General features: G+C 73.7%; 13 protein-coding genes. 9 read left to right on the top strand and 4 right to left on the bottom strand.

All coding sequences use genetic code 11. The annotated features are described in order from the left end of the window. Positions 1 to 35 precede the first annotated feature (35 nt). Complete coding sequence (locus ACFWE2_RS19180; protein WP_377225808.1) at positions 36 to 905, bottom strand: oxidoreductase; 870 nt, start codon at positions 903 to 905, stop codon at positions 36 to 38. Between the two features lie 102 nt (positions 906 to 1007). Between ACFWE2_RS19180 and ACFWE2_RS19175 the strand changes: the two genes are divergently transcribed. The 8 genes from ACFWE2_RS19175 to ACFWE2_RS19140 all read left to right on the top strand — a co-directional run bounded on the left by ACFWE2_RS19175 (position 1008) and on the right by ACFWE2_RS19140 (position 9225). Then, entirely contained in the window at positions 1008 to 1895 is an 888-nt protein-coding gene (locus tag ACFWE2_RS19175; protein ID WP_377225807.1) for a helix-turn-helix transcriptional regulator, read from the top strand. Positions 1896 to 1962: 67 nt separating this feature from the next. Then, positions 1963 to 4482, top strand: coding sequence for a RecQ family ATP-dependent DNA helicase (locus ACFWE2_RS19170; protein ID WP_377225806.1), 2520 nt, complete (start codon positions 1963 to 1965; stop codon positions 4480 to 4482). 127 nt (positions 4483 to 4609) lie between these two features. Then, a complete protein-coding gene (locus ACFWE2_RS19165) occupies positions 4610 to 5809 on the top strand; it encodes a histidinol-phosphate transaminase (RefSeq protein ID WP_377225809.1) in 1200 nt (399 codons plus the stop codon). Continuing rightward, positions 5806 to 6405 carry an imidazoleglycerol-phosphate dehydratase HisB gene (gene hisB / locus ACFWE2_RS19160; protein WP_377225805.1) on the top strand — a complete coding sequence of 200 codons (600 nt, stop codon included), beginning with the start codon at positions 5806 to 5808 and terminating at the stop codon, positions 6403 to 6405. Before ACFWE2_RS19165 ends, hisB begins: the two co-directional genes overlap by 4 nt. Before the next feature lie 5 nt (positions 6406 to 6410). Next, entirely contained in the window at positions 6411 to 7007 is a 597-nt protein-coding gene (locus tag ACFWE2_RS19155; RefSeq protein ID WP_377225804.1) for a hypothetical protein, read from the top strand. Between the two features lie 2 nt (positions 7008 to 7009). Then, positions 7010 to 7654 (top strand): imidazole glycerol phosphate synthase subunit HisH, encoded by a 645-nt coding sequence (hisH, locus tag ACFWE2_RS19150; RefSeq protein ID WP_377225803.1) that lies wholly within the window; start codon positions 7010 to 7012, stop codon positions 7652 to 7654. A gap of 102 nt (positions 7655 to 7756) precedes the next feature. Further along, complete coding sequence (priA, locus tag ACFWE2_RS19145) at positions 7757 to 8500, top strand: bifunctional 1-(5-phosphoribosyl)-5-((5-phosphoribosylamino)methylideneamino)imidazole-4-carboxamide isomerase/phosphoribosylanthranilate isomerase PriA (RefSeq protein ID WP_377225802.1); 744 nt, start codon at positions 7757 to 7759, stop codon at positions 8498 to 8500. Then, positions 8497 to 9225 (top strand): SseB family protein, encoded by a 729-nt coding sequence (locus tag ACFWE2_RS19140; RefSeq protein ID WP_377225801.1) that lies wholly within the window; start codon positions 8497 to 8499, stop codon positions 9223 to 9225. Before priA ends, ACFWE2_RS19140 begins: the two co-directional genes overlap by 4 nt. Before the next feature lie 88 nt (positions 9226 to 9313). Here the strand turns inward: ACFWE2_RS19140 and ACFWE2_RS19135 are convergent, their stop codons facing one another. The 3 genes from ACFWE2_RS19135 to ACFWE2_RS19125 all read right to left on the bottom strand — a co-directional run bounded on the left by ACFWE2_RS19135 (position 9314) and on the right by ACFWE2_RS19125 (position 10997). Then, positions 9314 to 10069 (bottom strand): S1C family serine protease, encoded by a 756-nt coding sequence (locus tag ACFWE2_RS19135; protein WP_377225800.1) that lies wholly within the window; start codon positions 10067 to 10069, stop codon positions 9314 to 9316. Continuing rightward, positions 10066 to 10545: a hypothetical protein gene (locus ACFWE2_RS19130; protein ID WP_377225799.1), complete on the bottom strand. Its 480-nt coding sequence runs from the start codon at positions 10543 to 10545 to the stop codon at positions 10066 to 10068. The genes ACFWE2_RS19135 and ACFWE2_RS19130 overlap by 4 nt, the downstream gene beginning before the upstream one ends. 74 nt (positions 10546 to 10619) lie before the next feature. Continuing rightward, positions 10620 to 10997, bottom strand: a complete 378-nt coding sequence (locus tag ACFWE2_RS19125) for a DUF1844 domain-containing protein (RefSeq protein ID WP_377225798.1) — start codon at positions 10995 to 10997, stop codon at positions 10620 to 10622. Between the two features lie 94 nt (positions 10998 to 11091). Here ACFWE2_RS19125 and ACFWE2_RS19120 point away from each other — a divergent pair, with 94 nt between their 5' ends. After that, positions 11092 to 14151, top strand: coding sequence for an alpha-mannosidase (locus ACFWE2_RS19120; protein WP_377225797.1), 3060 nt, complete (start codon positions 11092 to 11094; stop codon positions 14149 to 14151). Positions 14152 to 14207 lie beyond the last annotated feature (56 nt).

The following is a 14207-nucleotide window of genomic DNA, read 5'->3' as shown; positions in this document are numbered from 1 at the left end:
GATCTCGGGTCCGCCCGCCCGGCGCCGCGTGGGTCTCACGCGCCGATCGCGTCCAGCACGGCCACCTCGTCGGCGGGCAGCGTGAGCCCGGCCGCCGCCACGTTCTCGCGGAGGTGCGCCACCGACGACGTCCCGGGGATCAGCAGGATGTTCGGCGAGCGCTGCAGCAGCCAGGCCTGCGCGACCGCGATCGGGGTGCTGCCCAGCCGGGCCGCCACGGCGTCCAGCTCCGCCGACTGGAGCGGCGAGAAGCCGCCGAGCGGAAAGTACGGCACGTAGGCGACGCCCTGCTCGGCGAGCGAGTCGATCAGCGCGTCGTCGTGCCGGTTGGCGATGTTGTACATGTTCTGCACGGTCACGACCGGCGCGATCTCCTGCGCCTCGGCGACCTGCTCCGCCGTGACGGTGCTGACGCCGAGGTGCCGGATCAGGCCCTCGTCCCGCATCGCGGCCAGGGCGGCGAACTGCGGGGCGAGCGACCCGGGCTCCGGGGCCGCGAACCCGCCGACGCGCAGGTTCACGACGTCGAGCGTGTCCAGGCCGAGGCGCTCGAGGTTCTGTTCGACCTGCCGCCGGAGCTCGTCCGGCTCGCGGCGGAACACCCAGTGCCCCTCGTCGTCGCGCACGGCGCCCACCTTGGTGACGATGTGCAGGTCCGCCGCGTAGGGGTGCAGGGCCTCGCGGATGATCTCGTTGGTGACGTGCGGGCCGTAGAAGTCGGCGGTGTCGATGTGGTTGACGCCGAGCGCGACGGCCTCGCGCAGGACGGCGACCGCAGCCGCACGGTCGGCGGGCGGCCCGAAGACACCGGGGCCGGCGAGCTGCATGGCGCCGTAGCCGACGCGGTTGAGGGTCAGGTGGTCGGCGAGCGTGAAGGTGCCGCCGGGGAGCGTCTGTGTGGTCATGTCTCCACCGTGCGGCGGCCCGGCGCGGACAGGCAGTGCCCGGGCGATCCTGGGAGTACGGGGACCAGGCACGCGCGTGCGGCCCGGCCTACCGTGGTGGGCATGAGCACGGAGACCCGGCTGGGCGAGTACCTGCGGGCGCGCCGCGAGCTGGTGCGGCCCGCCGACGTCGGGCTGCCGGCCGGCGGCGTGCGGCGCGTGGCCGGCCTGCGCCGCGAGGAGGTGGCGCTGCTCGCGGGCATCAGCGCCGACTACTACCTGCGGCTGGAGCAGGGCCGCGACCGCAACCCGTCGGCGCAGGTCCTCGAGTCGCTGGCCCGCGTGCTGCTCCTGGACGAGGCGGCCACGCGGCACCTGCTGGACCTGGCGGCACCCGCGCCGCGGACGCGGCGTCGTCGGCCGCGCCGCGAGGTGGTGCCCGCCGGGACGCTGCGGCTGCTGGAGCGGGTGGGCATCCCCGGGTACGTCGAGGGTCGCTACTTCGACGTGCTCGCGGTGAACGAGCTGGCGCAGGCGCTGTCGCCGACCCTCAGGGTGGGGCGCAACCGGCTGCGCGACCTGTTCCTCGACCCCACCGAGCAGGCGATGCACCCGGACTGGCCCGACGTGGCGCCGAAGATCGTCGCCCGGTTCCGCGAGGCGGTCGGCACGGACACGGACGACGAGCGCCCCGAACGGCTCGTCGGGGAGCTCTCGCTCGCCTCGGAGCGGTTCCGCACGCTCTGGGCGCGGCACGACGTGAACCTCGGCAGGCCGCACGTGACCCGCATGCTGCACCCGCAGGTCGGGGAGCTGGAGCTCGACATGGAGAAGCTGTCGATCGTCGGGACCGACCGGCAGATGGTCGTGCTGCTGCACGCCGACCCGGACTCGCCGAGCGGGGAGCGGCTGGCGCTGCTCGCGTCGCTGGCGGCGTCGATGGGTCCGGTGAGCGTGCCCGACGACGCGGCGGCGCGGGCAGGGACTCCGCAGGGAATCTCCGGCGAATAGTGTGCCAAGCGCGTCGGCTGTGGATAACCGGCTCGCGGTGTCGGTGGCTGCTCCTAGGATCGATGACGTGACCAAGGACCCCTTCGCAGACCTGCCCTTCGCCATGGAGGAGCCGCCGGACGACGCTCACCTGATCGACGTCGGCGACCCGGGGCTGCCGCCGTCGGCGCGGAACACGCCCGAGGCGCAGGCGGCCAAGCTGCAGATGCTGCGGGGCCTGCTGCCCGACGGCGGCGTGGCGGCCGCGGCGCCCGTCCGCCGGTGGCCGCCGGCCGTGGCGGACGAGCCGGACGGGGAGGCGCCGGACGTGCCGGAGGGCAGCGACGGCGCACAGGCGGAGGAAGCCGCTCCGGACGTCCGCGCGGCCGCGACGCCAGGCGCCTCGCTGCGTGAGGAGGCCGAGGCCGCACTGCGCGAGCTGGTCGGCCGCGACGACGCACGGCTGCGGGACGACCAGTGGACGGCGATCGAGGCGCTCGCGGCGTTCCACCGCCGGGCGCTCGTGGTCCAGCGCACCGGGTGGGGCAAGTCGGCCGTGTACTTCGTGGCGACCCGCCTGCTGCGGGCCCGGGGCGCCGGCCCGACGGTGATCGTCTCGCCGCTGCTGGCGCTCATGCGCGACCAGATCGCCGCCGCCTCGCGCGCGGGCATCCGGGCCGTGACGATCAACTCGGCCAACATGACCGAGTGGGACGAGGTGCACGCCTCGATCGCGCGTGGCGAGGTCGACGTGCTGCTGTGCTCGCCGGAGCGCCTGAACAACCCCGGCTTCCGCGACGAGGTGCTGCCGCGCCTGGCGGCGGACGCCGGCCTCGTGGTCATCGACGAGGCGCACTGCATCTCGGACTGGGGCCACGACTTCCGCCCCGACTACCGGCGGATCCGCACGCTCCTGGCCGACCTGCCGGCGGGCATCCCCGTGCTGGCCACGACCGCCACGGCCAACGAGCGCGTCACGGCCGACGTGGCCGAGCAGCTCGCCGTGCACGGCGACGCGGACGCCGGCGAGGACGTGCTGGTGCTTCGCGGCGGGCTCGACCGGGAGTCGCTGCACCTGGCGGTCCTCGAGCTCGGCGACCAGCCCACCCGGGTGGCGTGGCTGGCCGAGGCGCTCCAGGACATCGAGGGGTCGGGCATCGTCTACTGCCTCACCGTCTCTGCGGCGGAGCAGGTGGCCGAGCAGCTGCGCGGCCACGGTCTGGCGGTGGCCGCGTACACCGGCCGCACGGAGCCGGCGCAGCGCGAGCAGCTCGAGGCCGACCTCAAGAACGACGACGTCAAGGCGCTCGTCGCGACGTCAGCCCTCGGCATGGGGTTCGACAAGCCGGACCTGGCGTTCGTGGTGCACCTGGGCGCGCCGTCCTCGCCCATCGCGTACTACCAGCAGGTGGGTCGCGCGGGCCGCGGAGTCGACCAGGCGCTGGTGGTGCTGCTGCCCGGCACCGAGGACAAGGCGATCTGGGAGTGGTTCGGCGAGCAGGCGTTCCCCGCCGAGGGGCAGGTGCGGGCCACGCTCGACGCCCTGGCCGGCGGCGGCACCATGTCGACGGCCGCGCTGGAGACGCAAGTGGACCTGCGCCGCTCGCGCCTGGAGACCATGCTCAAGGTGCTGGACGTCGACGGCGCCGTCCGGCGGGTCAAGGGCGGCTGGGAGGCCACCGGGCAGCCCTGGTCGTACGACGCCGAGCGGTACGCGCGCGTCGCCGCCACTCGCGCCGCCGAGCAGCAGGCGATGGTCGACTACGTGAACACCCCGGGCTGCCGCATGGCCTATCTGCGCGCCCAGCTCGACGACCCCGACCTGACGCCGGGCTGGGAGTGCGGCCGCTGCGACCGCTGCGGCACCATGGCCCTGCCCGAGGCGCCCGACGCCGAGGCCGTCGCCGCCGCACGGGCCGAGATGGACCGGCCGGGCATGGAGGTCGAGCCCCGCAAGATGTGGCCGACGGGCCTGGCCTCGATCGGCCTGGACCTCAAGGGCAAGATCCCGCCCGCCGAGCTCGCCGAGCCGGGCCGGGCCGTCGCGCGGCTCGACGGCCTCGGCTGGTCCGGACCGCTGCGCGACCTGCTGGCCCCGAACGCGAACGACGGTGAGCTGCCCGTGCCGCTGCGCCGCGCCGCCGCCCGGGTCCTGGACGAGTGGCCCGCGCTGCGCCCGCCGGTGGCGGACGGCGAGGCGGCGGGCGAGGGAGCGGACGGCGGCGGCGTGCCGGGCGGGGCCGAGCCCGGCCCGCTCGTGATCGAGGCCGTCGTGGCGGTCCGTTCGATCCGCCGGCCCCAGCTCTCCTACCACCTGGCCACGGGGCTGGCCAAGTACCTGGGCGTGCCGATGATCGGTGCGGTGGGCCCGGCCGCGGGGCAGGAGGAGCCCGGCCGCCACGACGTGAACTCCGCGATGCGGCTCGCCGGTGTGGTCCGGCGTCTGCAGCTCCAGCTCGGCGAGGGCGCGCTGCGGGGTCTGCCGGGCCGGTCCGTGCTGCTCGTGGACGACTACACCGACTCGGGCTGGACCCTCACGGTCGCGTCCCGGCTGCTGCGCCAGGCCGGCGCGGCAGCGGTGTACCCGTTCGTGCTGGGCGTGCGGTGACGTGCGTCGCCCCCGCGGCGCGGGTGCCGGGAGCCGTCGCCCTGCCGGTGCGGGTGATCATCACCACCCGCCCGGTGGGCGGACGGGTGCCGGGTCCGCGCCGCGCGGTTCGTAGACTGGTGCGGTGATGACCAACACCGTCGACCAGCACGGCGCGGAAGACAGCGCCACGGCGTCCGCGGTGCGGCTGCCCCTGCGCCCTGAGCTGGCGGACGAGGAGCCGTACGGCGCTCCGCAGCTCGACGTCCCGGTGCTGCTGAACGTCAACGAGAACCCGTACCCGCCCGGCGAGGACGTCGTCGCGACCATCGCGGAGGACGTGGCACGCGCCGCCCGCGGGATGAACCGTTACCCGGACCGGGACGCGACGGTCCTGCGCCAGGACCTGGCGGACTACCTCACCCTGGAGACGGGGGTGCGCCTCGACCACTGCGACGTCTGGGCCGCCAACGGGTCCAACGAGGTGATGCTGCACGTGCTGCAGGCCTTCGGCGGGCCGGGCCGTACCGCCCTGTCGTTCGCGCCGACGTACTCCATGTACCCGGAGTACGCGCGGGACACGCACACGACCTGGGTGGTGGGCCGCCGGGAGGACGACTTCACGCTCGACCCGGCCTACGCCGCCGAGACCATCCGTGCGGTGCGCCCGTCGGTGATCCTGCTGGCCAGCCCCAACAACCCGACCGGAACGGCGCTGCCGACGGCCACCGTCGAGGCGGTCTGCGATGCGGCGCTCGGCGTGGACCTCGACGGCGCGCACCCCGTCGTCGTGGTCGACGAGGCCTACGCGGAGTTCCGACGTCCCGGCACGCCGTCCGCCGTCGCGCTGCTGGAGCGGTACCCGAACCTCGCGGTCACCCGGACGATGTCCAAGGCCTTCGCGGCGGCCGGCGCCCGGCTCGGGTACCTGGTCGCCTCCCGCGCCTTCGTCGACGCGCTGCGGATCGTGCGCCTGCCGTACCACCTGAGCGCGATCACACAGGCAGCGGCCGGCGCCGCGCTGCGCCACCGTGAGTCCCTCATGGCCCAGGTCGCCACGCTGCGCGCCGAGCGGGACGCCACGGTCACCTGGCTGCGCGCGCAGCGGCTGCCGGACGGCGCACCGTTCGAGGTCGCCGACACCGACGCCAACTTCGTGCTGTTCGGCAGGTTCGGCGATCGGCACGCCGTGTGGCAGGGTCTGCTGGACCGCGGTGTCCTGATCCGTGAGACCGGCCCCGACGGCTGGCTGCGGGTCTCGATCGGCACGTCCGCCGAGATGGCCGCCTTCCGCTCGGCGCTCACCGAGGTCCTGCAGGAAGACGAGCAGGGAGAGGAACAGCCATGACCAGGACAGCACGCGTCGAACGCGCCACCTCCGAGTCGAAGGTGCTGGTCGAGCTCGACCTCGACGGCACCGGGCGCACCGACATCAGCACGAGCGTCCCGTTCTACGACCACATGCTCACCGCGCTCGGCAAGCACTCGCTGATCGACCTCACGGTGCACGCGACGGGCGACACCCACATCGACGCCCATCACACGGTCGAGGACGTGGCCATCAGCCTCGGCGAGGCGCTGCGCGAGGCGCTCGGCGACAAGGCGGGCATCTCCCGGTTCGGTGACGCCCTCGTGCCGCTCGACGAGGCGCTCGCCCAGGCGGTGGTGGACGTCTCCGGCAGGCCGTACCTGGTGCACGAGGGCGAGCCCGCCGGTCAGGAGTACCACCTCATCGGCGGCCACTTCACGGGTTCGCTGACCCGGCACGTGCTGGAGTCGATCGCCCACCACGCGGGGATCTGCCTGCACGTGCGGGTGCTCGCGGGCCGCGACCCGCACCACATCGTCGAAGCCCAGTTCAAGGCGCTGGCGCGTGCGCTGCGCGCCGCCGTCGCGATCGACCCGCGGGTCGACGGAATACCGTCCACGAAGGGTGCGCTCTAGCAGCCATGTCCGACAGCCCCAAGCCCGAGAACGACCGTTCCGGCAGCACGCCGCCCGGCGACGACCTGCCCGACCTCGACCTCGACTTCGAGATCCCGGACGACCTGTCGTCCCTCACCGGTAGCGGCGAGCCCGAGTTCGCCGCGATCATCACCCAGATCGCGGGGGCGGAGCCGCTCGCGGCGGCCAGCTCCCTCGCGCAGCTCGACCTCGACGCCGTACCCACGTCCGTCGGCGCGGTGGGCGTCCTCAAGGACCTCGCCGGCGACGCGCCCGAACAGGCAGCCGCGGCGATCTCCCAGCTCGTGCGGGGCGTCCCGCTCGTCCTGGTGACCCGCACCGGTGAGCAGATGACAGCGGTCCGGTTCGCCGACGGCGTCCGCGGCGACGAGCTCGCCCCCGGGCTCGTGCTGGGCGGCGCCCCCGAGCACGTGGTCGACCTGCTGACGGGCGCGACCAGCGTGGCCGACCTGGACGGCGTGGTCGGCTCGACCTCGATCAGCAAGTTCAAGGCGGTGCGGATGCTCACGTCCGCCGCGCGCAAGGCCCGCAAGGGCATGGGCAAGGGCGAGCCCGACCAGGGCCGCACGGACGGGGCCTGAGCGTGGGCGCGCGAGTCGTCGTCCTCGACTACGGCTTCGGCAACGTCCGGTCCGCCGTCCGCGCCCTGGAGCGGGTCGGCGCGGACGTCACGCTGACTGCCGACCGGACCGCCGCACAGGAGGCAGACGGCCTCGTGGTGCCTGGGGTCGGCGCGTTCGCCGCCTGCATGGCCGGCCTCAAGGCGGTGCGCGGGCACGAGGTGGTCGGCCGCAGGCTCGCCGGCAACCGCCCGGTCCTCGGCATCTGCGTCGGCATGCAGGTCATGTTCGACGCCGGCGTGGAGCACGGTGAGCGTGCCGAGGGCATCGGGGAGTGGCCCGGCGTCGTCGAGCGGCTGGACGCTCCCGTCGTGCCGCACATGGGCTGGTCGCCGGTCGAGGCGCCCGAGGGCTCCACCCTCTTCGAGGGGATCGCCGACGAGCGCTTCTACTTCGTCCACTCGTACGCCGCCCAGACGTTCACCAAGGGCTACGACGAGAACGCCCTCGGGACGTTCCGGCCCCCGAGGGTCACCTGGGCCGAGCACGGCGGACGCTTCGTCGCCGCGGTCGAGGACGGCCCCCTGTCGGCCACCCAGTTCCACCCGGAGAAGTCGGGTGACGCGGGATCCCACCTCCTGGACAACTGGCTCCGCTCGCTCGCCTGACCCACCCCACACCGTTGAGTGCTGGATATCTGCCCTGTCAGAGGGCGTCGCGGGGCGCATATCCAGCACTCAACGATTCAGACCACAGACATTTGGAGAGACATGACCGACCGCCTCGTGCTCCTGCCCGCCGTCGACGTCGCCGACGGCCAGGCCGTCCGCCTCGTCCAGGGCGAGGCCGGCTCGGAGACCTCCTACGGCGACCCCCTGACGGCGGCCCTGGACTGGCAGTCCGGCGGCGCCGAGTGGGTCCACCTCGTGGACCTGGACGCCGCCTTCGGGCGTGGCTCCAACGCCGAGCTGCTCGCGCGCGTGGTCGGCGAGCTGGACGTGCAGGTCGAGCTGTCGGGCGGCATCCGCGACGACGAGTCGCTGGAGCGTGCGCTCGCGACCGGCGCACGCCGCGTCAACCTGGGCACCGCGGCGCTCGAGGACCCGGCCTGGACGGCCAAGGTCATCGCCGAGCACGGCGACCGCGTCGCCGTCGGCCTCGACGTGCGCGGCACCACGCTCGCCGCACGCGGCTGGACCAAGGAGGGCGGCGACCTCTGGGAGGTCCTCGGCCGTCTCGACGAGGCGGGCTGCGCCCGCTACGTCGTCACCGACGTCACCAAGGACGGCACGCTGCGCGGCCCCAACCTCGAGCTGCTGTCCGACGTCGCCGCGCGCACCTCCGCGCACGTCGTCGCCTCGGGCGGCATCTCGTCGCTCGACGACCTGAGCGCCCTGCGGGCGCTCGGCACCATCGAGGGTGCCGTGGTCGGCAAGGCGCTGTACGCGGGTGCGTTCACCCTGCCCGAGGCGCTCGACGTCGCCGGCCGCCCAGGCGCCGAGGCCGGCCAGTGAAGTCGATCCAGCCGTCCAGCCAGTTCGCGGACGACGACGGCTCGGCCGACGCCGAGCTGACCCGGCTGCTCGCCGGCTGCACGACGGGGACCACCCCGCTGCGCGACGTCGTCGCGCGGCTGGCCGAGACCCGCGTGCTGGTGCCGGTCCTGGCCGAGCTCGGGGTCGCGGAGCAGAACCCGGACGGGCTCACCGTCGACAAGGAGGCGTCGTCCGGCGTCGTGGCACTGGAGGCCCCGGACGGGCGCCGGGCGCTGCCCGTGTTCACCTCCGTTGCGTCGATGCAGGCCTGGCGGGCCGACGCGCGGCCGGTGCCGGTCGAGGCGTCCCGCGCCGCGCTGTCCGCGGTGAACGAGAACTGGGCGCTCATCGTCGTCGACCCCGCCGGGCCGTCGACGGCGCTCGTGCCGCGGCCCGCCGTCTGGGCGCTGGCACAGGGGCAGGAGTGGCGGCCGGCGCTCGTCCCGCACGAGGACGGCCTCGTCGTGGACCCGGAGGTCGCCTCGGAGGTGGCCGTCGCGGCTGCCCCGGTCCAGCACGTGGTGCGAGCGCACGCCGAGCCCGGCCGCACGGCGGAGGTCGCGGTGGTGCTCGCCCTGGACCCGGGCCTGGACCGCGCCGGGCTGGACGCGGTGCTGGCCCAGGTCAACGCCCGGCTGGCGGCGTCAGAGGTGATCTCGGCCCGCGTGGACTCGCTGGAGCTGCGGATCGGCGCCGCGCGCTGACCCGAACGTGCCGAGGTAGAGCGCCTGTCCGAGTCTCCCCGGCTCAACCGGGAGGCTCGGACAGGCTCTCTACTTCGGCAAAGTCGGCTCAGCAGCCCTTCGCCGGCGTGAAGGCATTGTCGTCGGCCAGCATGTCTTGCAGCGTCGACAGGGGCACCAGCAGGCTGTTGTCGTCAGCGGTCTTCGCGTAGACGACGCCGATCACGCGCCCCTTGTCGTCCAGCGCAGCCGACCCCGACGAACCGGGCTCGACCTGGGCGTCGGTGAGCAGCACCTCGCCGAGGTTCGCGTTCAGCGGGTCCCGCGTGGTGCCCATGACCTCGCCCTCCGTCACGGTGAGCTCGCCGCCCGCCGGATAGCCCACGACGGTGACGGGGTCGCCGGGCTCGGGGTCGGCCTTGGCCAGCTCCGGGAACGACGGCAGGGGATCGGTCGTCCGCACGACCGCGAGGTCGGCGAGCGCCGCCGTCGACGTGGCACCGACCGTGATGTCGTGCCCGTCGTAGGTGCTGACCTCGAGGTCCTTCGAGTCGGAGACCACGTGCTTGTTCGTGATCAGGGTGTGGGCGTCGATCGCGAAGCCGGAGCCCGTCGACAGCTCCTCGCAGCCCACGTTGCGGATACGGACCGCCATGCGCTCGACGGCGTCGAACCCGTCGGGGCTCAGCGCGTCACCGCCGGCCGCCGGGGAGAGACCCACCGGGGACGACGGCACGATGTCGCTCGGCACCGGCTCCGGCAGGGGCGGCAGCACGCCGCAGCCGGCGAGCGAACCGGTGAGACCGGCAACGAGGAGCGCGCCGGCGAGCAGGGTGCGGCCCGCGAGCGAGCGGCCCGCCCTCACGGCCGCAGCTCCTTCTGCAGCGACTCGTTCGCCTTCTCCGCGTCCGCGCACAGCGCGTTGACCTGCTGCTCGTAGCGGCTCAGGTCCGCCGCCTCGTACTGGTCGGCCTCCTTGAGGTAGCCGACGAGCTCCTCCTGCCCCGAGACGCACTGCCCGAGCGCCGAGGCCACGGTGGCAGCGGCCGCGCTGACCTGGGTCTGGTAGTCGAGGTACTGCTGCGAGGCGACGTTCTCGTCGCCGAGCTGGGCCTTCTCGTTCGCCAGGTCGGTGATGCGTGACGTGGCGGTGGAGAGCTGGTCGCGGGCGGCCTGCAGCTCGGTGTTGGCGCCCTCGAGCTGCATCCGCAGCGAGGCCACCTCCTCGGCGTACTGGTGCGCCTTGTCCTGCCAGTCGGCGGCGTTGCGCTGCCAGCGGACCGTGGTCACCCACAGGTAGGCGCCGACGGCGATGGTGGCGACCAGCAGGAGGGCGAGCACGCGAGAACCACGGCCACCCCGCCGCCCGGGTGCCTGAGCGGGTTCCGGTGCCGTAAGGACGGAAACCTCGGTCATCAGACGACGGAGCCCGTGTACTTCTCGCCAGGTCCCTCGCCCGGCGCGTCCGGGATCACCGAGGCCTCCCGGAACGCGAGCTGGAGGCTGCGCAGCCCGTCCCGCAGCGAGCGGGCGTGCTGGTTGCCGATGTCGGGCGCGCTCGCGACCACGAGCGCGGCGAGCGCGGTGATCAGCTTGCGGGCCTCGTCGAGGTCCTTGAGCTCCTCGGCGTCGTCGCCCTCGGCCAGGCCGCACTTCACGGCGGCGGCGCTCATCAGGTGGACGGCGGCGGTGGTGATGACCTCGACTGCCGCGACCTCGGCGATATCGCGTGTGGCCTGGTCAGTGCCCACCGGAGCCTGGATGCCGGCGTGGGTCTCGTCGCTGGAGCTCATGGGCTCCATCTTTCCATCCCGACAGGGGTGCGGGTGAACATCGCATCTGGGCTAGCCTGCCTGGGTTCAACGGTGACACAGGGGAGGCCCTTCGATGCACGACGACATCACACTGACCACCGGCCGCGCGCGACGCGTGCTGACGGAACGCATCTGGCCGGCGGTCCACTCGACGTCCGTACCGCTCGACGTCGAGTGGCACCCGCTGCCGGGGGAGCCGATCCCTCCGCGAGAGGGTCTGGCCCTGGCCATGGAACCCTACGAGGTGGGCACACCGTGGGGCCCCGCCTGGGGCACCACCTGGTTCCGGCTGACGGGCACGGTGCCCGCCGAGTGGGCCGGACGCACCGTCGAGGCCGTTGTCGACCTCGGCTTCGACGTGGACCGCACCGGCTTCCAGGCCGAGGCCCTCGTCTACCGGCCGGACGGCAGCCCGGTGAAGTCCATCAACCCGCGCAACCAGCACGTCGTCGTGGCCGACGCCGCGGCCGGCGGCGAGCGGGTCGAGCTGTTCCTCGAGGCGGCGTCCAACCCGGTGCTGCTGGGGCACAACCTGTTCGAGCGCACCACCGAGGGTGACACCACGACGTCGTCCCCTGACCCGCTGTACACGACCCGGCGCATCGACCTCGCGGTCTTCGAGTCCGAGGTGTACGACCTCGCGCTCGACGTCGAGGTGCTGCTCGAGCTCCAGGCCGAGCTGCCCACCGGCCCGCGCCGCATGCGCGTGCTCCAGGCGCTCGACGACGCCCTCGACGTGCTCGACCTGCAGCGCATCCCCGAGACGGCAGCCCGGGCAAGGGCGGCGCTCGCCGACGTGCTCGCCAGCCCCGCCGAGGCCAGCGCCCACGAGATCTCCGCCGTCGGGCATGCGCACATCGACTCGGCCTGGCTGTGGCCCGTGCGCGAGACGATCCGCAAGGTGGCGCGCACGACGTCGTCGATGGCCGACCTGATCGACCGCACCGACGACTTCGTCTACGGCATGTCGTCCGCGCAGCAGTACGCCTGGGTCAAGGAGCACCGCCCCGAGGTGTGGGAGCGGATCAAGGAGGCCGTGGCCAAGGGCCGGTTCCTGCCGCTGGGCGGCATGTGGGTCGAGTCCGACACGGTGATGCCGTCGGGCGAGGCGCTGACGCGCCAGTTCTCGCAGGCGCAGCGGTTCTTCGAGCGGGAGTTCGGCCTGCGCTCGCACGGGGTGTGGCTGCCCGACTCCTTCGGCTACTCGCCGGCCCTGCCGCAGCTCGTCCGTCGCGCCGGGTTCGACTGGTTCTTCACGCAGAAGATCTCCTGGAACCAGGTCAACGTCTTCCCGCACCACACGTTCTGGTGGGAGGGCATCGACGGGTCGCGCGTGCTGACGCACTTCCCGCCGATGGACACCTACAACTCGGAGCTCTCGGGCGAGGAGCTCGGCAAGGCGACCCGCCAGTTCCGCGAGTCGCGGCGTGCCACGGGCTCGATCGCGCCCGTCGGCTACGGCGACGGCGGCGGTGGCACCACCCGCGAGATGACCGGCCGCGCCGAGCGGCTCGCGAACCTCGAGGGCAGCGCCAAGGTGCGCTGGGAGCACCCGGACGCGTTCTTCGAGCGCGCACGCGCGGAGCTGCTCGCGTCCGGCACGGATGACAGCGCTGTCTGGGTGGGTGAGCTCTACCTGGAGCTGCACCGGGCCACGCTGACGTCGCAGCACAAGACCAAGCAGGGCAACCGCCGCAACGAGCAGCTCCTGGTCGAGGCCGAGGCCTGGGCGGCCACGGCGTCCGCCCGGACCGGGGCGGACTACCCCTACGAGGAGCTGGACGCCCTGTGGCAGCAGGTGCTGCTGCTGCAGTTCCACGACATCCTGCCCGGCACCTCGATCGCCTGGGTGCACCGCGAGGCCGTCGCCCAGCACGCGGCGATCACCGAGGGCGTGCAGGCCGTCATCGACCGTTCCCTGCGGGCGCTGGTCGGCGAGGGGGACGTGGCGCTGCGGGCCAACCCCGCGGTGTTCGCGCAGGCGGGGGTGCCCGCGCTGGGCGTGGCCCCGGCGTCCGCCCCGACGGCCGCTGCCAGCACGGTCACGGAGCTGCCCGAAGGCGGCTGGGTGCTGGCCAACGACCTGGTCCGGATCACCCTGGACGTCGCCGGCCATGTCACCTCCGCCGTCGACCTGGCCACCGGCCGCGACGCCGTCGCGCCGGGCCGTGAGGCGAACGTGCTGCAGCTGCACCAGGACTTTCCGAACAAGTGGGACGCCTGGGACGTCGACCGGTTCTACCGCAACTCGGTGGCCGACCTGCGCGAGGCGCAGAAGGTGACCGCGGCGGTGGAGGACGGCGTGGCCGTGGTGACGGTGCACCGCCAGTTCTCGGCCTCCAGCCTGGAGCAGGTGATCACGCTCGCGCCGGGCAGCCGGACGCTCGAGGTCGACCTGCGCACCGACTGGCACGAGGTCGAGAAGTTCCTCAAGGTCACCTTCCCGCTCGACGTGCGGGCCGAGCACGTGGCCGCCGAGACCCAGTTCGGCTTCCACAAGCGGGTCACGCACACCAACACGAGCTGGGAGTCCGCCAAGTTCGAGACCTCGATGCACCGGTGGGTGCTCGCGGAGGAGCCGGGCTTCGGCGTCGGGTTCGTCAACGACTCGTCCTACGCGTACGACGTGACCCGCGAGGTCTCCGACGACGGCGTGGCACCGGCGCCCGGCGTCCCCGCGGTGACGACCACGGTGCGCCTGTCGCTCCTGCGGGCCCCGCGGTTCCCGGACCCCGAGACCGACCAGGGTCTCCAGACGCACCGGTACGGCCTCGTCGTGGGCGTGGACACCGCGGCGGCCACCGAGGCGGGCGCGACGTTCGGCGCGCGCCCGCGCGACCTGCGCGGCGCGGCGGGCTTCGAACCGCTGGTCGGCGTGACCGGCGGAGTCACGCTGTCCGCGGTCAAGCTCGCCGACGACCGCTCGGGCGACCTCGTGGTGCGCGTCTACGAGGCGCTCGGACGCCGCGCGTCCGGCACGGTCACGGTGGCCGCGCCGGTGTCCGGTGCGCGCACGGTGAGCCTCATCGAGGACGACGTCGAGGGCGGCGAGGTGGACGTCACGGCGGACGGCGCCGTCGCGCTCGACCTGAGCCCGTTCGAGGTCCGCACGCTCCGCTTCACGCGAGCCTGACAAGACCACGACCCGCGTCGAGTGCCGGCTGCCGGCGGGACCGGCGGGTTCGCACC

This window comes from Promicromonospora sp. NPDC060271, from assembly GCF_042726755.1.
In the GTDB taxonomy this organism is placed as follows: domain Bacteria; phylum Actinomycetota; class Actinomycetes; order Actinomycetales; family Cellulomonadaceae; genus Promicromonospora.
Note: the sequence above shows the minus strand (reverse complement) of the source record. Positions and strands in the feature narration are given on the sequence as shown.

What these genes read in the sequence shown, in the direction of transcription:
- ACFWE2_RS19180 (WP_377225808.1), bottom strand. Translation starts at nt 905, where the DNA reads ATGACCACACAGACGCTCCCCGGCGGCACCTTCACGCTCGCCGACCAC.
- ACFWE2_RS19175 (WP_377225807.1), top strand. Translation starts at nt 1,008, where the DNA reads ATGAGCACGGAGACCCGGCTGGGCGAGTACCTGCGGGCGCGCCGCGAG.
- ACFWE2_RS19165 (WP_377225809.1), top strand. Translation starts at nt 4,610, where the DNA reads ATGACCAACACCGTCGACCAGCACGGCGCGGAAGACAGCGCCACGGCG.
- hisB (WP_377225805.1), top strand. Translation starts at nt 5,806, where the DNA reads ATGACCAGGACAGCACGCGTCGAACGCGCCACCTCCGAGTCGAAGGTG.
- ACFWE2_RS19155 (WP_377225804.1), top strand. Translation starts at nt 6,411, where the DNA reads ATGTCCGACAGCCCCAAGCCCGAGAACGACCGTTCCGGCAGCACGCCG.
- priA (WP_377225802.1), top strand. Translation starts at nt 7,757, where the DNA reads ATGACCGACCGCCTCGTGCTCCTGCCCGCCGTCGACGTCGCCGACGGC.
- ACFWE2_RS19125 (WP_377225798.1), bottom strand. Translation starts at nt 10,997, where the DNA reads ATGAGCTCCAGCGACGAGACCCACGCCGGCATCCAGGCTCCGGTGGGC.
- ACFWE2_RS19120 (WP_377225797.1), top strand. Translation starts at nt 11,092, where the DNA reads ATGCACGACGACATCACACTGACCACCGGCCGCGCGCGACGCGTGCTG.